The sequence below is a fragment of the Leptolyngbya sp. PCC 6406 genome, assembly GCF_000332095.2.
GTDB lineage: Bacteria > Cyanobacteriota > Cyanobacteriia > Phormidesmidales > Phormidesmidaceae > PCC-6406.
Genome location: NZ_KI913951.1, coordinates 28,302 through 53,121 on the forward strand (window position 1 = coordinate 28,302; position 24,820 = coordinate 53,121).

Consider the following 24,820-nt stretch of genomic DNA (forward strand, 5'->3'; position numbering starts at 1 on the left):
AGAGTCGTTATCATTTATCCTTGACTTATGTCCAAAAACTGGGCAATCATTATTGGCATCAATGGTTACGTGCACCTAAAACAGCTAAATTATGCTGTTAAAGATGCTGATATAATTTGCAGTCTTTTTGACAAAGAATTTAAGTTTCATAAAGTCTATCACTTTACTGACACAAGCCCCTCTATCGAAGCAGACTATGGCAAATCTTTCGATTCAAACCCAACCTTTACTAACCTAAAATTGTTTTTCGATAAACGTTTTAATCAACCATTTATTGATGCTAGCGACAACCTCTGGTTTTTCTTTGCTGGGCATGGCGCTCGAAGGAACGAGCAAGACTACTTAATTCCCATAGATGGATATTCGGGTAATTTGCAGGATACAGCCATTCCAGTACGATACGTCAGTGATTGCTTACGTCGAAGTGGTGCTGGTAATATCATTCTGCTTATAGATGCCTGCCGTAGTTCTGAGGGAAGCCGCGACAGTCTAAGCATTGGACAAGAGAAACAACACGGAGTCATTACAATATTTGCCTGTAGTCCAGAGGAGAATTCCTATGAGATTGAGGAGTTAAAGCAAGGAGCCTTCACCTATGCTCTACTTCAATGCCTACAACTAACAGGGCAAGAGAATTGCGCTACGGTCGAGCGCCTAGACAGACAACTACGCTTAACAGTTCCTGAAATCGTTATACGTTACAAGCAAAGATCCCAAACACCTTACACCGCCATAGAACCACTATACAAAAAAGATTTGATTTTACTGCCCCACTTAGCAACATCTACTGATCTTACTAAATTGTCACAGCTTGCTTGGAAAGCAGAAGCATTACATAAATTGGAAGAAGCTAAACAGCTTTGGACTCGGGTTTTATCTGCTTCATCTATTGAGCCAAATGTCAGATCAGATGCTATAGAAGGAATTAGCAGAATCTCTAGGAATAAGAGTCAACCTAGAGCAGACTCAACAAAAAGTGAATTCAAGATCGAGACTGATAGAGAACAGAGTGCTCCACACTCTGTTCAGGGTATCAACAGTGTAAATCCGCTTGAAACTTCAGCTCCCTCATCAAAAAGAAGACATAGTACATCAAAATCTTTGCTAATTCAAACTTTGGAGTCTGATCGTGGAATTGATTATGAAAATTTAAGCAATTTATTACAGGAGCAGAGCTGGCAAACAGCTAATCAAGAGACTGAATACTTAATGCTAAAAATTGCTCGAAGAGTATGTGAAGGTTGGCTTACTCACAAAGCAATTAAACAGTTCTCACAAACTGATCTAGAGAATATTGATAGGCTCTGGCGATACTACAGTAATGACCGTTTTGGGTTTACTATACAACGACAGATCTTCATCAGCGTCTGCAAGCAGGAACAAGAGTTCATAGCAAAGGTTGCATGGAAAGGGGCATCTCTTCATGGTGGTTTAATCTTTTCAAGTGAAGCAACAAATGAATTGCAATACACAATAGATGCACCAGAAGGACATCTTCCCTTTATTTTCTGTGGAGAACATGCTTGGATATTTGAGCGATTAAGTAATAGCTAAAACTTCAAAGTATAAAACATGGATGCCAACCTCTCTTCTAACTCATCATTGTTAGAATATCGAAAAGTCATCTTCATGCTTTCAGCTTGGCTTAGAAAGCTAATTGAAATTGCGGATAAGCTAAATCTACACAATATTTCACTGACCTCAAAGGAAGTACTAAGTAAAGTGGAAAGCAACAATTTCTCAATTGCAGTAGTAGGGGAGTTTAAGCGCGGGAAGAGTTCTCTTATTAATGCTCTCCTAGGCCAAAACATTCTCCCGACAAATATTCTCCCAACAACAGCCACTTTGAACCGAATTAAATACGGTATTGAACCACGAATTCAAATAAAATTTAAAGACGGAAAAACAGAGGATATTGAATCGGATAAACTATCTCAATATGTAACCAAGCTCACACCCGAGTCAACAAGAATTGCCGCCAGTGTTAAAGAAGCTACCATCTACTATCCCATTTCTTACTGTCGAAATGATGTAGATATTATAGATACGCCAGGACTAGAAGATGAAGCTGCTATGACAGCAGTTACTCTCTCAACCTTACCTAAAGTTGATGCGGCAATTTTTGTCACCATGGCTCTTGCACCATTATCTAAGTCAGAAGAAGTATTTTTGTCAGAAAAATTATTGAGGCAAAGCATAAGTCGTATTTTATTTGTCGTCACTGGAATTGACCGCTGCCAGAGTATCGAGGATGCAGATAAAGCCATTCAACGAACAAAGGACAAGATAAAGCAAATCATTGGACTAGAAGTACAGAAAGAGTTTGACCCTGCCTATAGTCATTACAAAAAACAACTAAATCTAGTAAAGCAATTCGAAGTAATCGGTGTATCCGCATACCAAGCCTTGCAGGCAAAGAAAAATGGTGACTCCAGCCTTCTAGATCAAAGTCGATTTTCTGAACTTGAAGCAGCTCTAGAAAGACTGATAGAGGAAAAAGGAAAGCTTTTACTAAATTTTTCTATAGATAAGGTTATAACTTTGAGCGAAAGCATATTACATGCAATTTCAACACAGAAGTTATCGCTTGAGAAAAAGCGAACTATCTTGACCAATAATTACAATCTAGTCGACTCTTCGCTTAATAATGAAGAAAGCGCCAAGGCAGCAGAGTACTTCGCGCAATATAAGGATCTTATAAACGATATTCAACGTCAGATGGCTATTCTTCTAGAACAGTTAGAAAATAACCTTAAGGAAGCTGTAACCGAAGTACTTGATAAGATTTCATCAGCACTTTTTATAGGTGAGCATTCTCAAATTATCGAAAGACTAAAACGCCTAGATAACAAAATCATCGAAGTTTTAGAAAACCGCAGTCGCAGATGGGCAGGAAAAATACAAGTCACCATTAGGCGTAATGTTTTAGAGACCCCAGAAATATGTCGTCCAGAGCCAGAACAGACATTACAATGGATGAATTCAGTTGGAAAATACGCAGTTGACCTTGGAAGCTCTCTCAAACAGCAATTATCACAGTCTTGCTTAGCCTCTAAGCTATACGGGATAACAGAAAGGGGGGCGACTGAGAAAAGCTTCTTAGAGCATTTTAGACATACGTATATAAGTCATCTTGAGACAATTATTATTCAGCATATTGAAAGCAGCAAAAGCTCTCGACAAGGACTAGAGGCTCAGATATCCCAGGTCTTTAGTACATCAGCTCCAGGATTGATGCCACCCAAAGAAAAGGAACAATGGCTGGTTGAAAAGCGGTTAAGCATTGCTCGTGAAGAAACCCGAATTGAACTTGCTCTACAAGAGCTTCAAGAGATACAAAAAGAAACGCAAGAAATCCAAGAAAATGCATACATTATCAAAGAACAGATCACTGACTAACTATCTATCTAATCCTAATGAGACAAGCTCAAAACAAAGAATGACCACAGCTGGTACAAAAACGATCTCGCTCTAAAACTCTATACCCACATGACGGACAAAAGAGGAATGAAATATTTTGTTGTTTACTATATATAACTTCACGTTTTGGACAATCTTCTTCAGGAACAGACTCTTTTGTCATTGTAGTAACAGTTAGTACACCTAAAGTCAGGATAATCGCATCTAAAATGTATAAATTGTACTTGACAAAAGCGCAGTCATCCAGGTTCGCATAAAATCTGTGGCCCAGTAGTGCCAGAGAAGCTGAAGTCGTTACCCTAAGGGTATTCCAGCAGTTCAGTCTCAGTTAGTTAGCATCATGGCAAAAGAATTTGGCCCGCCGATTCTTTCTGCTCAGCAGCAGGAAGAAGAAGCTAAGCTCCTCAACAAAAACGTCCTTCAGCATTTTCAGACCTTGAAGGATCCTCGTGTGAAGGAAAGCCCCCATCCCTTGCTCTCTATTGTCACAATTGCCTCTTGGCGGTGCTGGCGGGTACCGATGGATATGTGGCCCTAGGGACCTATGGCAAAGCCAAGCAAGACTGGTTAGAAACGTTCCTCCAGTTGCCCCACGGAGTTCCCTCCCACGATACCTTTGGCCAGGTCATGAGTGCTCTGGAGCCAGAAGAGCTAGAGCGGGGTTTCTTGGCTTGGATTAGCCAACTGAACAATCATGAAGCCATGATATATTAATCAAGATAATAATCAAAGCAAAAAGCCATCCAAAGATTTAAGACCATACATTAAACAGAAAAATCATAAAATAATCCGACTTCTAAAGCAACTCTTCTTGTTACTCTCAACTCCAGGAGAAATACCATGACTACTGGTTTTACACCTTCATCAAATCAAATTCCAGGCACCTTTGCAAATTACAATAAGACCAAACTGGCTTTAATAAATGATTTAGAAAAGTTAAGAAGTTTTAGTAAAAAAATAGAGCTAAAAAATTCCGTATCTCTAATTGAAAAAATCTTAGATAGAGTACACGATGAAACATTCTCTGTAATTAGTCACCGCAACAAGAGGGGGCTATTGCGAATGAGGGGAAAATCGGTAAAGTAAGAGTCATGACGATTCAGCCGCCCTCAGACCTGAACCTGCCGGAGATCGCCCCCGAAGAGCAAGGGGCGAGGTATTGGTATGAGCGCTACTGCGAGCAATGCTCAGAGACTGAGCGCCTCAAGCAACGGGTGAAAGAGCTAGAGGAACAGTTCGAGACGTTGGGCGAGAAGCTCAAGAAAGTGACCGGGCGCACCAGTGAAACGAGCTCTCAGCCGCCCTCTGCTGATGGCCCAAAGAAACCGAACCGGGATAAACGCAAGCCCCAACGCAAACGAGGCCCCAAATACAACCACCCCGGTACGACGCGCAATGGCTTTGGTTGGATTGATCACACCATATTGCTCGACGTGGAGAAATGCCCTGTCTGCGGCGGTGCCGTCGAGCGCCAACCCCAGGGGACAAAACGCCAGCAAGTAGCTGAACTGGTGCCAGACCTCGTCGAGATTTGGGATTACGAGCGCCCGTTGTATCGGTGTCCGGCCTGCGGGTGGCAAGGCCACCAGGAGTTGCCTCTGGGGTGCCGGGAGGGGTTTAGCTATGGCGGACGGTTGAGTAGTGTGGTGGGCTGGTTGGGGTATGGGGGCAACCTATCCTGGTCAAAACAGCGTTATGTCGTCGAGAGCATCTTCGGTGTTCCGATGTCTCAGGGGAGTTTAGCAAAGCTGCATCAGTGGTTTTGTGAGGCTCTGCAACCTGCCTATGAGCAATGGTGGAGCTGGATTCAACAACCGGGGGTGCGCTGTGTCGATGAGACCAGCTATCGCTTGAACGGGGTGAACCATTGGATTTGGATCGCCACCGCCCCGGAGTGCTGCGCCCTGTTCTTTGCCCCGACCCGCAGTTCAGCCGAAGTCAAGACACTTTTGGGCGAGGACTTCGCAGGCATTCTCAGCAGCGATTGCTGGTCGGCCTATGGGCCGCAATCTGCGGTCGCCAAACAGAAATGCTGGGCTCACCTGGAGCGGGAGCTAAAGGCGTTAACCACATCTCGGTTCTCAGAAAACCGGGAATTCGCCCACCGGATCTTCCCCATTATCTACACCGCTCGCCAAGCCCACCGGGACTATCATCAGGGGCAGCTCAGTCGGGCTGAACTCCAGGCTCTGCGGCCCATCATTGAGGCGGAGTTAGCCTATGTCCTAGAGCATCCTCTCCACGGACGCTGGGCTGCGGATGCCCAAGGGTTGGCGAATCGGTTTCGGCGGCATTGGGCAGACTGGTTCACATTTCTTTCCCAGCCTGAGGTCAAACCGGACAACAATGATGCAGAACGGGGTCTACGGCCCGTGGTGATTCATCGCAAAGTCAGTGGCGGTGCCCGCAGTGATTGGGGCGCTCAGTTAGTGGCGATGATGTTCAGTTTTCTTGAATCCATGCGTCGTCAGGGTAAAAACGCCGTAGACCACCTCTTTGAGCTCATCGCCTCATCGGGGTGCTCCCCTCCTGCTCTCTTACCGGGATAATCCTGGGTCTCTGGAGGCTTTCTCATTAAGCCTCTCCTATTGCGGTGACTAATTACCATTCTCTGTTGCTGTTGTAGGCGAATTTAATAGAGGCAAGAGCACTTTCATAAACGCATTGCTTGGGAAAGAAGTTTTGCCCTCAGATATCATGCCTTGCTCTGCGACTTTGAATCGCGTTACTTATGGAATGAAACCAAAAGTTGAAATTTCCTTCCTAGACGGTCGTAAAAGAGAAATTGATATCGATGCGCTGTCTGATTATGTTACTAAGCTGACACCAGAATCAAAAGAAAAAGCAGTTAATATTAGAGAAGCTGTGGTGTACTATCCAGTCCCATACTGCCAGAATGGCGTAGACATCATTGATACTCCAGGGCTAAATGATGAAGAAAGCATGACCACTGTTACTCAATCAGTACTGCCAAAGGTGGACGCGGCCATCATGGTCATGTTCGCACAGGCAGCTTTTGCTGAAACAGAGCGCAGGTTTTTGGAGGAAAAGTTGTTGGATACTGATATGGGGCGAATTATCTTCGTTCTAACAGGTATTGATCGCTGCAAGAGTGACGAGGAAATTGACCAAGTTATCCAATACTCTAAAAATCGAATTGAGCATATGATTCTCAGCCAAGCACGAGAACGATATGGCGCAGATTCTCCTGAATATGAAGTATATCGGAAGAAAATTGGTAAGCCTAGAATATATGGTCTTTCAGCCTATGAGGCACTAGAGGCTAAGCTGTCTGGCAATAATCCTAAACTTCTAGCCAAGAGTCGTTTCCCTGAATTTGAGGCTGCTTTAGAGAAATTTCTAACAGAAGAACGTGGTGCGACTTTCCTTCAAGTTCCTCTTAACCGTCTTATTGCATCTGCAACTGAAATCATCAAAACTCTAAACATGCGCGAAAGCGCTCTAACTATGGATCAGAACGAGTTTCGATCCACATATGAAAGATCGATAACTGAAATTCAAAAACTACGAGACCTTAATGCCAAAGAAATCCAAAAAATTGACGAGGCTTTAGCTAAAGTAAAAGCCAAGATAGATCCTTTAATTACTCAACTAGAGCCTACGCTTAAGCAAGCGGCAATTGAAATAGTAGATGGCACTGAAATCAAACCTGCTGAACTAAGAAACCAGAAATCAGTTGCTAAAAAATTAGGCACTCAAGTTTCTCAAGTAGTAGAAAAGACTGCCAAAAAAATTGCTGAGGAAATTCAAGAAGAAATCAATCAGGGGTTGCTGGAAGAAGTTAACCGTTTGCAGGACTTGGCAAATTCAGTGGACGCGGTCCTACACCGGATCGAAATGGAGTTTTCTACAGTTCAGGCAGATACACACTCTAAAGCTCGTGCTGATAACGAAACTGTAAGAGCAGCCATGAGCGCAGTCCCCATTCTTGGAGGAGCCTGGGTAGGTTATCGAGAAGCAGGTATCAAAGGAGCAGCTGTTGGTGCCCTTGGAACTTATGGAACGGCTTTTGTTGCCTTATTGCTAGGATTTCCAGTTTCAGCGCCAGCTATTGCCATTCTAGGTGTTCTCTCTGCTTTTTCAGGAGGATGGTTAACCAAGGTTATATTTCGCTCAGAGCAGGTTAGTAACTTCAAGGAAAACTACAAAGAAGAAGTTTGTATTGCTATTCAAAATCAACTCCGAGACGCTCGCGTAAATCAAAAAGTTGATGCGCAGGTGGTCAATATATTTAGGATGCTGAAAGAGAAAGTACGTCTAGATGTAAATTCTCTACTAGATGATACACAACGTACCCTTACAGACTTAGATAAAGAGTTGCAGCGGAATGAGTTAATGACAGAGCATAAACGGCAAGAATTTGAGAGCATAAGACGTGAAACAAATCGAATATTAGGAAACGCTCAACGGATGTCTGAGCAGTTGCTTCAGGAAGTCAACATGTAAACTTTTACTTTCGATAAGTAGGTCGGGCTAATTAAACCGAGGCACATAAACGCATACTTGATCGCCTGAAATAGTTCGCACGCAAGGGCTTAGGGCTGTTTGATTTTCTTGATGCACCTCGAATTTTATACGTCGACCTACTTAACACTCTTATGGCAATACTGTTTGATTTTGGAATGAAAGTGTCTCATTCGTCATAGATTTCAGGCTCCATTCTTTTCAGTAATCACGTCAGATCCGTATAGCTTATCCCATGATCTTTGTCCCTGATAACTCTCAGCCTAAAATGATTGAAGAAAACATACTTTGGGTCGTTGCGGAAACTGAAGTGGCGAAAGAAACACTTGAAGTTGATGGTCGCCGCTCTGGAGAAGATGTAACTGGTGGATTCGACTCTACTAAAGAAGCATTTGAAGCCTTTCAAACAATTATTAAGCGTAAGCGTATTTCTCTTGATGCAAAGGCACTAAAAACTCAGATGGAAAACATGGTATCTATTGTTAATAGTATCTTCGATCAAGCAACTTCTCAAACTAGCTTGCAACTTAATGAAGTTGAGCTTTCAGTCGAAATCAATGCTGAAGGACAATTAAGCCTTATCGGTAACGGCGGCAAACTGGGAAACAAGGGAGGCATCACATTAAAGTTCATCCGGCCTAATGATAATCATTAGTACCTCGAAAAACCTAGATTTTTCTGGGAGTGACAACGTAATTAAAATGATTGCAGCCTAACCAGAAATGCCACATCAGATGCTGGAGCAAGGTCGGCTAATGAAATTTCTTTGCTGATTTATCAACCCCCCTCTTTAGACTCTCCTTCTAACTGCCGTACCGCATTTTCCAGCTCCGATTCCAGTTGTTCAGCACTGGGTAAGGCATCGGGGGGCACCTCCGGCCAGCGATGTTCCGCTACGGCGATGGGATTGCGCAGATTGCTCAAGGCGTACTCCGCGATCGCCTTCTGGCGGGTCTGACACAGAATGATACCGATCGTCGGCTGGTCATGCTCCTTGCGGTTCTGGTCATCAATGGCAGCGATGTAGAAGTTCATCATGCCCGAATACTCGGGCTTGAAGTCCCCCATCTCCAACTCAATGACGACAAAGCAGCGCAGCTCCAGGTGGTAGAACAGCAGGTCAATCTGGAAGTCCTGGTCGCCAACGGTAATCGCGTAGTTATGACCGATGAAGGCAAACCCCACCCCGAGTTCGAGCAGGAAGTCACGCATGTGCTTCACTAACGCCCGCTTCAGATCCTGCTCCTCAACGTCCTTAGACAGGGTTAAAAAGTCAAAGGTGTAGGGATCGCGAACAATCTGCTTGGCCAGATCCGACTGCGGTGCAGGCAGGGTCTTGGCAAAGTTATTGACGGCCCCACCTTCCCGTTGATACAGACGGGTTTTGATTTGTGCTACCAGCACATTCCGACTCCAGCCATTGGCAAGGGTTTCTCGCGCATACCAGAGGCGCTCTTGGGGGTCTTTTAGCTTCTCTAGCAGCGCAATGTTGTGGTACCAGGTAATTTGGCCAAGCACCGCTTGGCCAATTCCCTCTGGCCAAGCTTCAGCAAAGGCCCGCATGTACTTCAGATTGGAGCGCGAAAAGCCCTTCATATCGGGAAACTCTCGCTTCAAATCTTGGGCCAAGCGATCTAAGACCTTAGTCCCCCACGCCTCCGCTTGCTGCCGCGCCAAAATCTCACACCCAATCTGCCAATACAGCAGCAGCAGCTCACGATTGACCGCCAGCGCCGCTTTGACCTGCGCTGAACGAATTCGGGTCTTGAGATCATCAAGAAAGGCACTGTAACTGCCTTCATCGGGCATCAAGCTAGATTTTGACAACCTGGATTTTGACAACAATGCCTCCCTGGCATCACAACTACAGGATGAGAGTTATCGGGTGCGCCATCACCTTGCGTGACGCACCAAAGGCTACCACCCCTGCCCAAGGAATGGGCACCATTCCCCAGATCCCACCCCAGAACTCAACCTCAATCGTGCGTTATACACCCTTCACCCCCCACCTTGCGGCACTACCCACACGCCCTCCTCAAGACAGCCAAAGGTTGAAAAATAGAGCTATTACCGGGAGTACCGGCACGGCTCAATTGGGCCACGGCCCCCTCGATCGCGTCAATCACCCAGGCTCCGATGGTTTGCTCGATTTGCACCCAGTCCCCAATTTGCCACCCGTGTTCCTGCTGGGTGGCCCCTTGGTCTGGGGGGTTGCTGGCCCCCGTGTCCACGATCTCTTGATTAAGGACTTGATCTTGATTAGAGATCGTGGACACCGAGTCCGACAGCTTTTGCCGAATGGCCTGCAACAGCTTGAGACGAATCGGATTGTCCAGGTCAGTGGCGGCATACAGGCGTGCCCGCGTTTGAGCACGGCGGCCAGGGCGACCGATCGCGGCCACATTGAGTCCTAAGCGCTTCACGAGTTTATTGGCGATTTCACAGGGGGTCTGGTCGGGGTTGATATTGAGGTTCAACCAGTAGCGCACTTCATCCATAAACCGGAGGGCGGTCTGCTTGATGGCGATCGCCCGGTTATCGGTATTGGTCCATGGTTTTCCGTCCAGCAGGTTCAGCACCCCCAGTTTGGCCATCATGGCGGCTTTCACATAGTTGCGCGGCAGCCGGTGTGGGGCGCGGATGGAGCTGGCGAGAATCGACTCTACGACATCGCGATCGCACGCTTTGATCGCCTCCAGGTTCTCCGCTCGGCCTTGGAGCAGCACCCCCCGCCGCAGAGAGCCATAGTCTTTGCAGAGCACTTCGTAGCAGTCCTCAGCATCGTCAAAGTCGATGCCGGGAAACTCGTCGCGGCACAGGACTTTATAGGCAATCAACCGGGCCTCACGGCTACTCTCCAGGCTGTCGAGGGTGCGATGAGCCCAGTCCAGGGTGTGGGCCGCTTCCGGTTCTGCTGCCGCAATCTCCACGGCTTCTTCTAGCCAGATCTGTTCCTGGGTGAGCTGCCAGAGTTCGGCTGTGGCCTTATCCGCCTGTAAGGTGTCAGTGGTAACGGTGTGGCCAGCTCCTTCAAGTCGATCAATTAACGCTTCCTGGGCGATCGCTTTCTGGCTACCACTGACGGTGCGAGCGGTGGTCAGGTAGTCCACGATGGCGGATTCGACACCCATCAGGTCGTGATCACCGGTGCCCAGGTCAAAGAGGCGGGCCAGCGTGGTCAGGTTTTGGGTCAGGCGTTGTTTGATGGCACGGGGATTACCCAGGGCTTCATCGGCAGTGCCGGTGATAAAGGGCGGGATGAAGATCCGGCGTGGCACCGTAGGGCGATAGCGGCCTAGCATCTGGAGATGGGTATCGGTGCTGAGGGCCGGGAAGTAGGCCCACACTTCATCAAAGTAGGCGTCTTCAACCGCCATGCCACCTTCGATGCTGATCCCGGATTTGGCACTGGGGGAGAGAATTAGCACGTCAGGCCGATGGACCTGAAGCCAGTGATCTGGGTCTTTGAAAAAGAGATTAAAGGCTCCGCCTTCGTTGGTTTCCGAATCAATCCGGGTCGAGGAAAGGCCCCGGCTTTGTAAGATCCGGTCCAGCCGCTTCGCTTCCCGCTGGGAGCTGGTAACAAAGAGGAGGCGCTTACCCTGCTCAAGGTGGTGCAGCAGGCGTTGGCGAAACCCGGAGGCTTTGCCAGAAAAGACCTGACAGTCCCAGGGCAGACCCTGTTTCCGATGGCGGAAACAGCGCACCGCCAGGGTGCCGCTGAGGGTCTGCCAGTAGCGCACAGCGCGATCGGGAATGCCGTCTTCAGAGAGCACGATCGCTCCACCGGATGCGATCGCATGTTTGGCAGCACTAGCAATGCGTTCCAGGATGGTGCCATAGCGGCTCTTGAGGGTATCCCCCTGGCAGATGTGCTCGGTGACTTGATTACCCTCATCCACAATCAAGACCACGGGTTTGGTCCAGAACCACTCGGGCAGCTTGCCGATGGAGTCTGGGCACAGGACAATGCCGGGGCGCTGGCGGGCCGCTTCCCAGAATTCCCGCTGGTTTTGACCCGTCGCCCCCTGGTCATGGATATGGAGAATGTCCCAGTCTTTGGCGGTTTGCTGGCCCAGGGAATTCAACGGTGAGAGCACCAGGACGTGTTTGTCTTCTTGCAGAGCCGTCTGCACCCAGTCGCGTCCAATGCGGTAGGTCTTCCCCGTATTCATGGTGGCGTCTACCACATGAATGACGCTGGGGGTGAGTTTTGGCAGGGGGGGCAGGTAGTTCCCCTCCGTGGTGCGCTCAATGGGAAAGGTGAGGGCATTGTGCCGATGAATCGCATTTAGGGCAGCGGCAATTCGCCCATCACGCTTGTACTGCTTCAGCGTCAGGGCAGTGTTGAGAATCTCCTCCAGGCGCTCGGTGCCCGTCAGGTGGAGGGGATTGTCGGGCAGCAGGGAGTCATTTTGGGTACCCCGGCGCTGGCGCGATGGGCAAAGCCCGGTCGGAGACCATCGCGGAGCAGCGCTGAATCCTCGGCTCGCTTCGGCGGGGGGCTCCGGTGGATTGGCCTCAAAGGTCTGGCAAATTCCCGCTGCTTTGGCGGCATCGGTGTAGCGATAGAGCACGTCATCGATGCCTTTGCCCTCCTGGGGATGCCAGATGGGGCAGCGCACCTCACAACCTTTCTCCGCCAAAATCGTGCCGAGCTGCTTCACCTGGCGGTGAACGTTGGCAATGGTCTTGGGTTTACTGTCCTGGTCGAACACGATAAAGATCTGTCTGCCCTTGGTGGCAAAGCGTTCAATGACGGTGTGCAGTTCCAGACTGCCTTTGACATGCCACTGGGTAATGCCCCGCACTGCGATCGCGGGGAGGCCGTGGGCGATCAGTGAGAGCGCCTTCTTTAAGCCTTCCGTGATGGCAACGGGGAGGTTGTAGAGTGCCACCACCTCCCAGAAGCTTTGCCCTGGTAAAGGTTCAATGCCGTAACGCCCATAGACAACCGCCGCTGTCTCATCATCCACTAGGGGCAAAATGGGCTCAGCGATGGCCCCTGGTGGCGTTTCATATTTAATGTGTTTCCCCAGTTTGTGGGGATCGGGCCGGGGATTGATCGCTTTGGCATAGGGAACGCCTGCGAGCGTACACCAGATGCCATCCCTGAGGGGTTCGTAAACCGTCAGCAGCCGCTGCACCCCGACGGTGATATAGCTGGTGACCTTCTGGGACTGGGCAATTTTATCCTCCAAGATCTCTTGGATCGCCGCATCCCCGGAGAGCACTTGGACATTGGTCGTCGTCAATCGGTCTGGGATGGCAGATCGCCGGAAGTCCGCCAGCATCCATTCTTCTAAAGACTGCCATGCCCCGTATCCGCCGCGATCTCCAGTATCGCGGGGTGTGAGAGTTGATTCCATGGTGTTCTATTCCTTTGGTGTTGCGCAGGAATAGACCGTTTCAGAGCATCACAAACTATCACCTCCGGAAAAGTGTTGCCATTCCCCAAAGGCGTGATAATATAGACACAGTGATCTTGTGAGTCATTCAAGGTTCCTTTTCCCTTGGTCTTGAATGTCCCTCGCCGGTCTATTCCTTTCCTTTCCGAACAATTTGTTGCCGCTTTGGCGAAAGTTTTGAACTCTGGTTGTTCCCGCAGCCAGAGTTTTTAACTTTGTCGCCTTATCAATACCTCCCTTGCTAGAGATCGCATAATCGCCTTAGATCAACGCGAGATGGGCTGTGGGCAATAGCGTTCAGCCCCTTGCCACCCTGCTCAAGCAGGGGTGCAGCGGCAGCGATCGCCATTGCTCGACCCGATCTTACTGCAAGTTTCCGATACAGGTTAGAAAAAAGAAGAAATCTGTTATCGCGATCTCTCGTTTGTCGATTTTTGGCAAAATGGCCTGTGGGGTTGTGAAGCCTTTCTACCCACCTGTAATGCATCTCTGCGGGCGGGGGACTATAACATAGGGGCGACGTTGCTGTAGTCGAGAACCAAAGGATTCCCCTATAAATACCTCCTCATCGTCCACATTCGAGCGCTTTACGAGGCTGTTATCCCATGGTTGCCAACCATTCCTTGATGATCGATCCTGCTGAACCTCTCCAATCTAGGGATCTCTCTTCTGTAAACGGGGGATGCCTATCCCGTCGTGTTCGTATCAAGGATGCTGTCTTTGCCGCGATCGATGAAGCTGAAGGCTATAGGGCAACTCAATTGGCGGAAGCCGCTGGGGTGACGGATGCCACCCTTTCTTCCATGCGACATCAGGGGCGGGATATCCGCATGTCTACCTTGCAGCGCTTGCTGGATGCGATGCCGACGGATGTCTATCTGCGCTTCTATCAAAATCTGGGGGCGGGTTTGGCTCACGAGGCCCTCACCGATCAAGAAGCCTCCCCAGACAAAATTATTTCAGCCCTGCTTCAGCTCTGTGATGACCAGAGCTTGATCGGCCTGGTGCGAGAACTCGGAGCCCTGTCTAAGCAGCGCCATCAGCAAGGGAGCAAGGTGCTCTCGATCATGGCCCTGCTCATGGCGCTGATGCAGTATTGCGAACTGGATGATATGCCTGAACTCATCGGTAAAGTGGGCAAATATACCTCGACCGCCATCAATCGTGCTGCGGAAAATCTATCGGAAGAGCGGCGGTGATTGCTGGGATGAGAAAAGGGGGTGACCTAGCTGAGGATAGATGTGTTTGCTCTGTTGTGTCAGTACTCTTATGGGTAACGTGGATAGCTCTGTAGTTCCAGTAGCATGACTCGGTCTAGGAGTGGTCGTCTTTTGCAAACCAAGCGGAATATAGCTGCTTATGCAATTCGACCCATCAAGGTCTTCTGTGGACTCTGCCGAAGTTGCAGCAGTTGATGACTTGCTGTACCGGTTTGATGATCTCGCAGAAGCAGATCAGGGTGCATTCATTGAGGCGTTGATTAGAAAAGAAAAGATTCAACGCATCATGGATCTTGTCGCCAAGTGTGCGCAAGCCAGGATCGAGGGAATTCGTGATCCGTGATGAATGCGCTATTTTTCAAGGAAAAGCTCAAAAGCCCCTAGACTGGCCAGTCAGGGGCTTTTGAGTAGGTTATCTGTCATCACGTGTGCTATCCCCTAATCAGATATGGACTCGTTGGCAGTGGTCAAAACCTCTAGATAAAGCTGACGACTGACGCGAAATCTGGCCACTGTTACGAGGTCATCCAGTAGCGGGCGCACGGCTGGAACTAGGCCGCGCCGTTTGGCTGCTGTATGATCACAACCAACCCTTCTGGTTCAGGTGCTGCACATCTTCTCGAAATTCAGCTACGTCGTAATGGACGCAGATTTCTCGCTCATCTAGTAAGTGCTGGAATCGCATTTGAGTCATGCCTAGGATCTCGCTGGCTTTACCCAGGCTGAGCTTTTCTTTCTGAAACAACAAAAGGATGATTTCTAGCAAGAGGTCTGGCTCTGATAAGCCACTGGCTCGAAGGATATCGTCCGAAATGACTAGGCTCATCGTTCTTAATCTCTGAGGTTTCTAGCGCGTTGAAGTCTTTTTGGGTGCGGGGCTGGGGTTGAGATGGTGGCCATAGTGGGTACACAGGAAGCGCACGCATTCGGGGGCTAGGTCGATCTCGATTTCATTGTAGGCTCCGGTGTCTGGGGTGGCTTACTATCAGGCAAATCACGGGTATGCAGGGTGTCGTACCCAGCGTTCTGAAGAAGCTGAGCTAACCGCCGGGGCAGTTGGGTATCAACCAAAAATTTCATGAGGCCAGCTTAAAGACGCTTTTGACTTGGCTGAGTCGGGTGGCAAACACTAAGGCCGAGACGATGTCCGCCTCTTCTAAGTCGTCATAGTCTTCCAGAATTTCGGCCTGGGTCATGCCGGAACTGAGCAGCTCTAGCAACAGCTCGACGGGGTAGCGCAGCCCACGAATACAGGGTTTACCGTGGCAGATGTCGGGGTTGATGGTGATGCGATCTAGGAAGGAATTCATGGCAGGCTCTCCAGAATTAAATCCATCGTTCCCAAGCTGAGCGCGGCTCATCGTTCCTATGCTCCAGCGTGGGAACATCTCCCCAGACGCTCCCGCGTCCCGCGTCCCCATCCCAGGGCTCAGGAGCGCCGGGTGTAGCGTTCCCAAGCTGAGCGTGGGAAAGATGGAATGGCCCGACTGAGCTAGCCAGCTAGGGGCTAGTTAAAGTTCCCAGGGTATGAGATGTATCGATATTACAGCCTCCATGACTCGCCCCGTTTCGCTCCAAAAACCGCCCAATGAAACAGTAACCGCTACCTTTTGTTCCCTAACAACGTTAGGTGTCCCCATGAATGACGAGATTTTGGCTCAGCAACTGGCAAAAACGGGCAACTTGTTGGACTTGCTCAACGATGAAGCCTGGGTGCGAGAAACTGAGGCCATTGAAGCGGAGTGCGGCGGGCAGGTTGAAGCCGGTCTGGGCCTAAAAGCTTACGTTGAACAGTTAGCCACTGTGCCCTCAGCCGCCTTTCGTCAGCAGCGCCGCCAAGTGCAACTGCTATCGATTTTGTTGCCAGAGCTGAAAGCATGGCTACAATCCTGGGAATTGGGTCGGATCTTCGAGGCCGTCTACATCGAAGCGCAACGACAACTGTTTGAGCATCTTCAGCGGCCCACACCCGAACAAGTCATCTGGCTGGATTCTCTACTGGCAGAAGATTCCCGACAGATATCTCCTGAGCAGAAAACTGTGAGATCGCAAGCGATCGTGATGCTGGTGCAAATGTTCACTGAGGATGATTGGCAAGCGCTAGCCCAAACAGCGGCTGAAGAGACAGCGAGAGGTATTTTGCAAGTTCGGCACCGGCAACTCCACCAACAAGCTCGACAAACCCAGCGACCTGGCTAAATACCTAGCTAAATACCTGGCTAAGCGCTGGCTATAGATTCCCTATCCACGAGTCAACCAATGAAGTGGCAAATACTATTGCTAGGACTAGAACCCATCACGGCGGAAGAGCTATTAAGGCAATATGACAAGGGCAAAAGAAAATTTAGAAGTATTTATCTTGCAAATCAATCCCTACGGGGTAAGGAACTGTCTGGCATTAATTTTCTCCATTCAACTATTCAGGGCTGCGACTTTCAAGATACTAATCTAGAGAATTCCACCTTTACAAAAAGCAATATTGGAATCAGCCCTAGGCAACATCTATTGATGACCGTTTATACCCATATAGAAATTGATGATATACCCTTCTCTGATGCAGATTTTCTTCTGTCTCTGCCTTTTCCTATTGTATGGACGATGGGGTTACTGCTTATTTTTATTGCGATCTCTATTCCAATTGCAGAGGGAGCAGTGTCTATATTGGGGGGCTTCTTGTCTGGTGTAATAGGTATTTTGATAATATCAACACTGCTCATAATGGATATCAGGAGAACCATACTTGAGTATAAAAAGAGAAGAAGAAAATCAACGTGCAATAATTTTATAAGGTCAAACTTAAATAATGCTTGCTTTGAAGAATCTCATATAGAAAATTGTGACTTTAGTTACACAAAGTCAAGTTCTATCTCTATAAATAGGTGCTCTGTTAGACATAGTAAATTCCTTGATTTTAGCTTTAAGGAAATTTCCTTGAGACATAGTCTCCTGTCCTTTGTAGAATTCCCAATCTCAATCTCGGAAAAGGCTCTCCGATTGCTAACTACTTTAGATGGCAGAAATGAGGATTACCAAGGTTATAATCTGAGTGGCTTTAACCTTGCTGACGCAAAATTGCAAGGCGCTGACTTGAGTAATGCAAAATTAGTCTCTGCTAATTTAGAAAAGGCTAGTTTGCATTCTTCAAAGTTAAATAACTGTGATATGAGAAATGCTAACCTGAATTTTGCACAACTCGAAGGTGCTGATTTATTCGCTGCTGACTTATCTGCGGCTAGCTTAGTTGGTGCCAACCTTGAGCGGGCAAACCTGGCTGCATCTAGAGTAATTGGAGTTAATTTTTCAGACGCAAATCTCTCTGGGGCTTGTATATCAGATTGGCAAATGTCGAATGCAAACTTCAAAAATATAAAATGCAATCATATATATTTGGAATTCTCCTATCGAGACCAGCAGTATATGACGAGAGTTCCTGCTAATGAAAATGACTATTTAAAAGACAAAGAATTTGAAGATAATATTTCTCAAGTTTATAGTATGATGGCGCAGGTTTTGCAGTATGGTTCTGAATATGCTAGTGAAATTAAAAGAGAATTGCAGTTGATTGAGGATCTATCTCCAAACAAGCAGGGATTTCAAGTAAGCCTAGACAGATTAAAGATTCTAGTCGATTCATTCGACAAAAAAATCAGTAATTTGCCTGGAAATCCCATTGTGATCCAACAACTCTTGAATAACATAGGAGGAAATTTCAGTATGCCTGGTAACTTCGTCAAGAATAGCGGTGATAATAGTCACGACAACATCATTCAAGCAGATACTATTTCAGGCAATGCCAGGGTTAATCAAAGCACATCTGCATCTTGGTCGCCCCAAGAGGAGAATACAAAGGGAGATATTCTTAAGTCCCTTGATCAAATACTAGGGCTGATTGCTACTTCTGATCTAGCAGAGGCAGAGAAAAAGGAAGCTGCATCCTATATTGAGGCGGCCAAGCAGGAAACTCAAAAAGAAACTCCGAAACAGGAACGGATCGCAGGCAATCTAAAATGGTTTAAAGAGACATTAGAGTCTCTCGATACTGCAACAGATTCTGCAAAAAACTTGATGGGGAAACTCAAGGGTCCCTGGTCAGTTTTAGTAAAAGCGGCTGGTCTAACAATTCCCTTTCTTCCCTAGACACTAGGCAAATATTCACTGAGGATGACTGGCAAGCGCTAGCCCAAACAGCGGCTGAAGAGACTGCAAAAGGCATTTTCCATATTCGGCAACGAGAGGTGATTCAAGCTGCTGTGGTAAGGTAGTCGCCCGCTATCTGTTCGAGGTCGGCTTTGCCTAACTGGGTCATGAGTGTGGTAAACATTGATGGCCGCTAGTATGACCCAGTTACAGCCTCTATGGGGCTTAAAAAATAGGAATTTATTGGCCTGATGGCATGGGCGGGTGATTGGCAAAGTAGGGCAGTTGTGGCGAGATCGGGGGTAGGGTTTTGAGCATTAAGGTGATCCAGGGTAGGCCGATCCCAATATAGAGGCTGCCCAGCAGCCAAAAGCCCCGAATGTCGCTGAGGTTGTATTGCGTTAGGTGGGTACTGGCAATGGTGAGCAAGCCGCCGAATAGCAATAAGAGGCCGTAGCTGAAGAGGCTGCCCACAGCCAGGTATAGGTAAACCGCTAGTAGCGATCGCAGTTTGAAATAAATCCAAATTGCCAGACCGAAATTCAGCACAGCTCCTAGAAGAAATTCGGGTTGTTGCAGGTTGAGTACGATGGCTAGGCCCATCATGCCAACGATGGCGGTGCGTAAATTCCATTTAGTCGCCCATCGATGCAGCAATAGACCCAAAACCAAAAATCCTGAAAGGGCTGCTCCCCACAGGTTGGTGATCAGGTAGGTGAGGTGAAACAAGAGCGGAGATTGGGCTTGCTGGAGTTGAGTGACCACCACGTTGGCTTGGGTGTTGACGTTGGTTTCTGTCCAGGTGGGAGCCAGTTCCGCTAGGCCGCTATAGCTCAGGCGACAGAGCCCCATGTAGACAAAATGAGTTGCGATCGCAAGTAAAATCAGTTGACCGATTTGCTTACCATTAGGGGGTGGGCCGATCAGCGATCGCAGATCTAACCCCTGTTTACGGCAGGCCAGCCAAACGCAGTACAGTCCCCCAGTAATTGTAGCCGTCAGGTATATCTGGCTCAGGGTCGGAGCGATGGCCTGCAACTGATCGACGTTCAGCAAGTCTATGTCAAAAGGACGCCCCAGCCCAAGGCTAAAAATGGGCCATAACACCAACATCACGATTAAGATTCCCAGCATTAGCCGGAGAAATATATACCGCGTTTTTAGCCGTAAAAAAGGATTGGGGACAGTAGAGGGCGACATAACTACAATCTAAATTCCGGGCTATGGTTCATTAAAATCTAACCGACCGATCAAAAACTTATAGCGTTTTGCGCGATCGGTGTTCATCCGAGCTTGATTAACCAGTAGAAACGGCATCTAGCAGTTTGTGTGAGACGGGGCAGGTCTCTAAAGCTGCTGAAGAAAACAGCCAAGCCATAGGGTGGACAGTGTCCACCATTATCCTCCGTCCCCAATCAAGCACCCCCCCCCAAAAAAACTAAACCATTCTGCATTAGTCCTGTTCTGCTGCATCGCCAGATCTGTGGTCTTGCCGCTCAGTCTTGACCCGCGACGACGAAGGGCTTGATCGCCTCGACGGCACATGATGCTGATCTCCATCAGCGAAAACACCTGCCGCATCGAGAAAACGGCTGGCAATGAGCTGCTGACTGAGGAGTCCAGTGGAGCAGCAAGTCCCCGCTCATGGCACTCTCTGGATTGTTCAGTCCGGTTACGAGCGTAAAACCTAGCTCAAAATAAATTCTTGGTTTTTGTCGAAATGGCGCTCGCTCGCTCGTCATATCAGTAGAGGCATAAAGACCCTTATGCTTTTACGTCATCTAAAACGAGTACATCCATGAGATATGCCATTCTGGTTTACGAGACCGAGCAAGACTTCTCAGATCGGGAAAACCACATGCCTGCCTATAGCGCCTATTCTCAAGCCTTAGCGGAGGCAGGCGTGGCAGCAGGTGGTGCAGCTCTCCATCCCGGTCATACGGCTACAACGCTCCGTTTGCGCAATGGGCAGCGGAACGTTCAAGATGGCCCCTATGCGGATACCAAAGAACAATTGGGAGGCTTTTTCATCATTGATGTTGCCGATCTGGATACAGCCCTAGACTGGGCATCTCGCTGTCCTGCCGCTAGCAATTGTGCTGTGGAAGTCCGGCCTTTGTTACCCATGAACCAGGCATAGGAGATAGTGGCATGAAACTTTACTACTTTCCCGCTTCCCCTAATAGCCGTAAAGCCCATGCGGTGGCAATTCATCTTGACCTTCCCTTAGATCTAAGACTAATAGATCTGCAAAAAGGAGAACAACGAACTCCAGAGTTCATGCAGTTGAACCCCACCGGACGAACCCCTGTGCTGCAAGATGGCGAGTTTGTGCTGTGGGAGTCTACGGCGATTATGCAGTATTTAGCCAGCCAGGGTCCTAATTCCCTTTGGCCAGAAAGCGTCCAAAGTCGAGCAGATATTATGCGCTGGCAGAGTTGGCAACAAGCTCACTGGCAACGGGCCTGTCAGCCTTTGCAATTTGAGCGGGTGGTTAAACAAGTTTTGCAACTGGGAGATCCTGACCCTCAGGTTGTGGAACAGGCCACTCAACAGTTTCATCAAGAGGCCGCTGTCCTGAATCAACATCTGGCCGAGCGTACGTACCTGGTTGATGAAACCCTGACGTTAGCTGACTTTTCGGTGGCTAGTGACTTGACCTATGCTGGCCCTGGACAGTTTCCCCTTGAGCGCTATTCCCATATTCAAGCTTGGTATGCTCGGATAGAGCCCTTACCGGCTTGGCAAAAGACCACCCCAAGAGGTTAACCGCCCATGGATGCACGTCGAGCGGCAGAAATGGCCGTCCGCAGTTCCTATGGACGGTTGGTTGCTTATTTGGCCTCTCGAACCAGGGATCTGGCGGCTGCCGAAGATGCCCTCGGCGATGCGTTCCTCTCAGCGCTGAAAACCTGGCCAGAGACTGGTGTTCCCAAAAACCCTGAGTCCTGGTTAGTGGTGGCAGCCCGAAATCGGTTGATCGATGGGGCACGACGCAATCGTGTTCAAGAAAATGTCCTGGAAACGCTTAAACTGAGTAGCCTGCGAACTGACGGGTCAGCGCTGGCGCGATCGCAACCCGAATCGCCCGATAATCCAGAGTTCTTTCCTGACGATCGCCTTAAATTACTCTTTATTTGTGCCCACCCAGCCATTGACGCAACGATTCACACCCCATTGATGCTGCAAACGGTGCTAGGGCTGAATGCGGCACAGATTGCCTCAGCGTTTCTGGTTGCCCCCGCTACCATGAGCCAGCGCCTGGTGAGAGCCAAGGCCAAAATTCGAGATGCGGGCATTGCTTTTGAATTACCTCAAGTAGATGAATTGCCAGGTCGTTTAGCGGCTGTGCTAGAAGCCATTTACGCCGCTTACACCCATGCTTGGGAAATGGTAGATGGAGGTGATCCCCGGCATCGCGGATTGGCTGAAGATGGGATCTGGCTGGCTCGTTTATGTGTTCAGCTAGTGCCGCAAGCCCCTGAAGCCCGTGGGTTACTGGCGCTCATGCTTTACTGTGAAGCCCGCCGCGATGCTCGTCGCAGTGCAGAGGGTGCCTACATCCCGTTAGCCCAGCAAGATACTCGGCTTTGGGCGCGGCCCATGCTTGATGAAGCCGAACGGGAACTCACCCACGCTGCGACCTTGAAGCAATTGGGACGATTTCAACTGGAAGCAGCGATTCAATCACTCCACGCCCAACGCGCCGTCACGCAGCAGGTCGATTGGGAAACACTGGCGTTGTTATATGCAGGCTTGATTCAGCTTTCGCCCACCCTTGGTGCGAGGGTCAGTTATGCAGCTGCGATCGCGGAAGCCAAAGGATTAGAGCAGGGCTTGGTCTATCTCAAGACCTTGCCCAGCGAAGTCGTGAGAAACTACCAACCCTATTGGGCATTGAAGGCTCATCTATTGCAGCAGCTAGAGCATAAATCTGAAGCTCAGCAGGCTTATTCACGAGCAATTGGATTAACGGAAGATGTTAAAGTTCGCGAATTTCTTCTCCATCAGTTGCATGAGTTTTAGCTTCTCTGCGGTGCATTGCTTCGCGTTTCGCAAGCGACATAAAAGGCGAAGCCGCGCCTTAGCGCTATGCACTTTACTAACTGGCAGACTTTAGCAAATTGACGATTCATGCTGCCCTTTACCGCTAAAGGCGGCTGCACTATGCCCAGCAGCACACTCATGATGTCCTGCACGCGGTCAATGTAGTAATCTTTCTGGTCAACAAAGGCGGTATTGCCCTGAAGACTCAAAAATTTCCATTGGTTGCCCGTTGTCACGGCCCCATAGACAGGGTCAAGGACCTGCCCCTCCCGTTCGTCTGTTTGAGCATCTTCAGCCGCCTACGTCAGAGCAGGCAATCTGGCTGGAGGCTCTACTGGCAGAAGATGGCGAACAGGTAGCCCCTGAGGAGAAAACCGTTCGCCAGCAAGCGATCGCCATGCTGGCGAAAATGCTCACTGAGGATGATTGGCAAGCCTTCGCTACAATCCTACATTCCGCAGGTTGACAAACAATTAAGATAATGCATAGTAGTAGCGCTCAATTGGTGGTCCGAGAAGTTGAATAATGAGTCGTCGCTGGTCATTCAGGTTGCTGATTTGCCACTGGCCCTGTATCCACACCCAGTGAATGCCCTGAAAAGCTTGCATAATCCAGCGAAAAGTGGGCTTAGCCGTAGGCCGCTTGCGTTGGTTGAGGACTGTCTGCTGCTGGACGGCGAGAGCCTGCCTCAGTTTGCGTTCGGCCAGGGTGTACACCAGCAGCGTCAAAGCCATCACTAGCGCCAACGCCTCGACTCGTTGTGGCTTTTTGACAAAGACACTGCTGGCAAAGAATAACGGGTCTTTGAGAAAGCGGAAGCCGCGTTCCACCTTTTGCTGATTCTTATATTCACTCAAGACCTTGTCGGCGGGCCAAAGGGCTGTATCGAGTTGATTGGTCGCCAGGATAAAGCGGCTTTGTTGACGTTTGACTTGCTCAAGGGCATTCTCACTCCTCTCCAGTTGGGCCTCGATGCAATACCCTGCTCCCGAGGAGGAGGCATGGGTTGGGCTGGTTCGTTTACGACCCCGTTTGGGAACGGGTGGGGCGACTCGAACCTGAGCCAAGTGGTGCAAGGTTAAGGTGTCTTGAAAGGCCATCACCGCTTCAATAGCCTCAGCCTTAGAAGCAAAGGTTTGCTGGCTGAGGGCTTTGAGCTGCCGATGGAGTATCTTTTCCTGTTTCGCCAGGGTCGCTTCGGCTCGTTGCCCATCTCCTTGGCGGGATTGGCATTCCACCAAAATCCAGCGTTGGGCCACCCCACCATAGTCTTGGGGCATCTCCCACAGGCGATAGTCGGCTTGCTCACACTCCAGTTCATTTAAGTGAGCTGTCTCCCCTTGAATCAGCGCCTTAGCCGCACTTAAGGTTTGAGGAACACGGCTAATCCAGCCCAGGTTCCCAACGGCCTTGAGATTCGGCGCGCTGTAGAAGGCAGCATCCATGACAAAGACGCCCTCGCTTGTCCAGTTCTGCTGAAATGACGTCATGACTGTGGCAAACTGCTGACTATCACTGGCGTTGCCGCTAGCGACTTGCAGCCACAGGGGGACTCCCCCATCAGCACTACAGGCCAAAGTCATCAGAAATTGCTTTAAGTCAGGGCGGTGGTCTCGGGAATAGCCTCGGGTGAGAGTAATGGAAATCGGCTCTGAAGCCTCTGAGGAGGCTTCAGAGGGATACTCTCCTGACACTGAGATCGAGGTGCTGTCCAGGTGCCGTTGCTGGATATCAATCCCAAAGCGCTCTACCGCTTGCAGCGCTACCTTGAGAAAAAATGGAGTGATGCCCACTGCGTAGAGAGCATCTAAACCCCGTCCGAGACGGTCATCGTTGAGGTGTTTCGCCTCTACACCTGCTCCCAGTAAGTGGCTCACCGCTTTGCTTTCAAAAAACTCGCTGAAGAGGTACAGCGGGGCACTCAGGAAGCCCATGGCGTTCAAAATCATCGCCTTCACTACTTGCCCGGTGCTGACGTGCTCCAAGCTGTGGGGGGCGATCTCTTTATCGGTTAAATCCTCTAAGCCCAGTTCGTCGATGATGCCAGCCACCAAACCTAGATGGTCAATATTCTCGATACGCACGCTTTCTATCCTGTCCTAA

At 49.1% G+C, this 24,820-nt stretch carries 24 protein-coding genes and 2 pseudogenes; 16 read left to right on the forward strand and 10 right to left on the reverse strand.

Going from position 1 to position 24,820, the window contains the following annotated elements; genetic code table 11:
- Positions 1-27 precede the first annotated feature (27 nt).
- Together LEP6406_RS29795 and LEP6406_RS29800 are read left to right on the forward strand one after the other, a co-directional pair.
- Positions 28-1,554, forward strand: coding sequence for a GUN4 domain-containing protein (locus tag LEP6406_RS29795; RefSeq protein WP_008309012.1), 1,527 nt, complete (start codon positions 28-30; stop codon positions 1,552-1,554).
- 18 nt (positions 1,555-1,572) lie between these two features.
- Positions 1,573-3,399, forward strand: a complete 1,827-nt coding sequence (locus LEP6406_RS29800) for a dynamin family protein (protein WP_008309013.1) — start codon at positions 1,573-1,575, stop codon at positions 3,397-3,399.
- Between the two features lie 28 nt (positions 3,400-3,427).
- Here the strand turns inward: LEP6406_RS29800 and LEP6406_RS35780 are convergent, their stop codons facing one another.
- Positions 3,428-3,583: a zinc-ribbon domain-containing protein gene (locus tag LEP6406_RS35780; RefSeq protein ID WP_081748181.1), complete on the reverse strand. Its 156-nt coding sequence runs from the start codon at positions 3,581-3,583 to the stop codon at positions 3,428-3,430.
- Between the two features lie 177 nt (positions 3,584-3,760).
- Here LEP6406_RS35780 and LEP6406_RS33255 point away from each other — a divergent pair, with 177 nt between their 5' ends.
- The 6 genes and pseudogenes from LEP6406_RS33255 (at position 3,761) to LEP6406_RS0225645 (ending at position 8,560) form a co-directional block, all read left to right on the forward strand.
- Positions 3,761-3,958, forward strand: coding sequence for a hypothetical protein (locus LEP6406_RS33255; protein ID WP_008309014.1), 198 nt, complete (start codon positions 3,761-3,763; stop codon positions 3,956-3,958).
- Positions 3,949-4,134 (forward strand): transposase family protein, encoded by a 186-nt coding sequence (locus tag LEP6406_RS0225630; RefSeq protein ID WP_162160922.1) that lies wholly within the window; start codon positions 3,949-3,951, stop codon positions 4,132-4,134. The genes LEP6406_RS33255 and LEP6406_RS0225630 overlap by 10 nt, the downstream gene beginning before the upstream one ends.
- Positions 4,135-4,260: 126 nt before the next feature.
- Positions 4,261-4,506: a hypothetical protein gene (locus LEP6406_RS33260; RefSeq protein WP_008309017.1), complete on the forward strand. Its 246-nt coding sequence runs from the start codon at positions 4,261-4,263 to the stop codon at positions 4,504-4,506.
- A gap of 5 nt (positions 4,507-4,511) precedes the next feature.
- Entirely contained in the window at positions 4,512-5,969 is a 1,458-nt protein-coding gene (gene tnpC / locus LEP6406_RS0225635; protein ID WP_008315340.1) for an IS66 family transposase, read from the forward strand.
- 76 nt (positions 5,970-6,045) lie between these two features.
- Positions 6,046-7,887 (forward strand): annotated as a pseudogene (locus LEP6406_RS29805) (dynamin family protein); the annotation flags it as partial.
- A 253-nt stretch (positions 7,888-8,140) separates the two neighbouring features.
- Entirely contained in the window at positions 8,141-8,560 is a 420-nt protein-coding gene (locus LEP6406_RS0225645; protein ID WP_008310665.1) for a Pepco domain-containing protein, read from the forward strand.
- Positions 8,561-8,682: 122 nt separating this feature from the next.
- Here the strand turns inward: LEP6406_RS0225645 and LEP6406_RS0225650 are convergent, their stop codons facing one another.
- Complete coding sequence (locus tag LEP6406_RS0225650) at positions 8,683-9,714, reverse strand: PDDEXK nuclease domain-containing protein (protein WP_008310668.1); 1,032 nt, start codon at positions 9,712-9,714, stop codon at positions 8,683-8,685.
- A gap of 209 nt (positions 9,715-9,923) precedes the next feature.
- The gene (locus LEP6406_RS0225655) at positions 9,924-13,274 is read right to left on the reverse strand and encodes a DUF3854 domain-containing protein (RefSeq protein ID WP_008310670.1); all 3,351 of its coding nucleotides are present in this window, start codon (positions 13,272-13,274) and stop codon (positions 9,924-9,926) included.
- Positions 13,275-13,918: 644 nt separating this feature from the next.
- Here LEP6406_RS0225655 and LEP6406_RS0225660 point away from each other — a divergent pair.
- Together LEP6406_RS0225660 and LEP6406_RS0225665 are read left to right on the forward strand one after the other, a co-directional pair.
- Positions 13,919-14,512: a helix-turn-helix domain-containing protein gene (locus tag LEP6406_RS0225660; protein WP_008310672.1), complete on the forward strand. Its 594-nt coding sequence runs from the start codon at positions 13,919-13,921 to the stop codon at positions 14,510-14,512.
- A gap of 187 nt (positions 14,513-14,699) precedes the next feature.
- Positions 14,700-14,876 (forward strand): hypothetical protein, encoded by a 177-nt coding sequence (locus LEP6406_RS0225665; protein WP_008310675.1) that lies wholly within the window; start codon positions 14,700-14,702, stop codon positions 14,874-14,876.
- A 95-nt stretch (positions 14,877-14,971) separates the two neighbouring features.
- On the opposite strand, the pseudogene LEP6406_RS35550 reads toward LEP6406_RS0225665, so the two are convergent.
- The 4 genes and pseudogenes from LEP6406_RS35550 to LEP6406_RS0225675 form a co-directional block, all read right to left on the reverse strand.
- A pseudogene (locus tag LEP6406_RS35550) lies at positions 14,972-15,091 on the reverse strand (DUF3368 domain-containing protein); the annotation flags it as partial.
- A 22-nt stretch (positions 15,092-15,113) separates the two neighbouring features.
- A complete protein-coding gene (locus LEP6406_RS0225670; RefSeq protein WP_008310677.1) occupies positions 15,114-15,359 on the reverse strand; it encodes a UPF0175 family protein in 246 nt (81 codons plus the stop codon).
- 107 nt (positions 15,360-15,466) lie between these two features.
- A complete protein-coding gene (locus tag LEP6406_RS35785) occupies positions 15,467-15,613 on the reverse strand; it encodes a DUF5615 family PIN-like protein (RefSeq protein WP_162160923.1) in 147 nt (48 codons plus the stop codon).
- On the reverse strand, positions 15,610-15,843 hold the full coding sequence (locus LEP6406_RS0225675; protein ID WP_008310679.1) for a DUF433 domain-containing protein: 234 nt from the start codon (positions 15,841-15,843) through the stop codon (positions 15,610-15,612). The genes LEP6406_RS35785 and LEP6406_RS0225675 overlap by 4 nt, the downstream gene beginning before the upstream one ends.
- A gap of 328 nt (positions 15,844-16,171) precedes the next feature.
- On the opposite strand from LEP6406_RS0225675, the gene LEP6406_RS29810 reads away from it, so the two are divergent.
- Both LEP6406_RS29810 and LEP6406_RS30745 read left to right on the forward strand, forming a co-directional pair.
- Positions 16,172-16,732 (forward strand): hypothetical protein, encoded by a 561-nt coding sequence (locus tag LEP6406_RS29810; RefSeq protein WP_071992362.1) that lies wholly within the window; start codon positions 16,172-16,174, stop codon positions 16,730-16,732.
- 60 nt (positions 16,733-16,792) lie between these two features.
- Positions 16,793-18,670, forward strand: coding sequence for a pentapeptide repeat-containing protein (locus LEP6406_RS30745; protein WP_008310682.1), 1,878 nt, complete (start codon positions 16,793-16,795; stop codon positions 18,668-18,670).
- Between the two features lie 240 nt (positions 18,671-18,910).
- Here LEP6406_RS30745 and LEP6406_RS0225690 read toward each other — a convergent pair whose 3' ends face one another.
- Entirely contained in the window at positions 18,911-19,804 is an 894-nt protein-coding gene (locus LEP6406_RS0225690; RefSeq protein ID WP_155834885.1) for a hypothetical protein, read from the reverse strand.
- A gap of 664 nt (positions 19,805-20,468) precedes the next feature.
- On the opposite strand from LEP6406_RS0225690, the gene LEP6406_RS0225695 reads away from it, so the two are divergent.
- Genes LEP6406_RS0225695 through LEP6406_RS0225705 form a run of 3 tightly spaced genes read left to right on the forward strand, consistent with a single transcriptional unit; the run spans position 20,469 to position 22,696 of the window.
- Entirely contained in the window at positions 20,469-20,810 is a 342-nt protein-coding gene (locus LEP6406_RS0225695; protein ID WP_008310688.1) for a YciI family protein, read from the forward strand.
- A gap of 11 nt (positions 20,811-20,821) precedes the next feature.
- Positions 20,822-21,439 carry a glutathione S-transferase family protein gene (locus LEP6406_RS0225700; protein WP_008310689.1) on the forward strand — a complete coding sequence of 206 codons (618 nt, stop codon included), beginning with the start codon at positions 20,822-20,824 and terminating at the stop codon, positions 21,437-21,439.
- Positions 21,440-21,445: 6 nt separating this feature from the next.
- Positions 21,446-22,696: an RNA polymerase sigma factor gene (locus tag LEP6406_RS0225705; protein ID WP_008310691.1), complete on the forward strand. Its 1,251-nt coding sequence runs from the start codon at positions 21,446-21,448 to the stop codon at positions 22,694-22,696.
- On the opposite strand, the gene LEP6406_RS0225710 is transcribed toward LEP6406_RS0225705, so the two are convergent.
- Positions 22,693-22,953 carry a hypothetical protein gene (locus LEP6406_RS0225710; protein ID WP_155834886.1) on the reverse strand — a complete coding sequence of 87 codons (261 nt, stop codon included), beginning with the start codon at positions 22,951-22,953 and terminating at the stop codon, positions 22,693-22,695. The genes LEP6406_RS0225705 and LEP6406_RS0225710 overlap by 4 nt on opposite strands.
- On the opposite strand from LEP6406_RS0225710, the gene LEP6406_RS0225715 reads away from it, so the two are divergent.
- Entirely contained in the window at positions 22,947-23,183 is a 237-nt protein-coding gene (locus tag LEP6406_RS0225715; RefSeq protein WP_027269457.1) for a hypothetical protein, read from the forward strand. The two genes, LEP6406_RS0225710 and LEP6406_RS0225715, sit on opposite strands and share 7 nt — an antisense overlap.
- Before the next feature lie 7 nt (positions 23,184-23,190).
- On the opposite strand, the gene LEP6406_RS0225720 is transcribed toward LEP6406_RS0225715, so the two are convergent.
- A complete protein-coding gene (locus LEP6406_RS0225720; RefSeq protein WP_027269458.1) occupies positions 23,191-24,801 on the reverse strand; it encodes an IS1634 family transposase in 1,611 nt (536 codons plus the stop codon).
- Positions 24,802-24,820 lie beyond the last annotated feature (19 nt).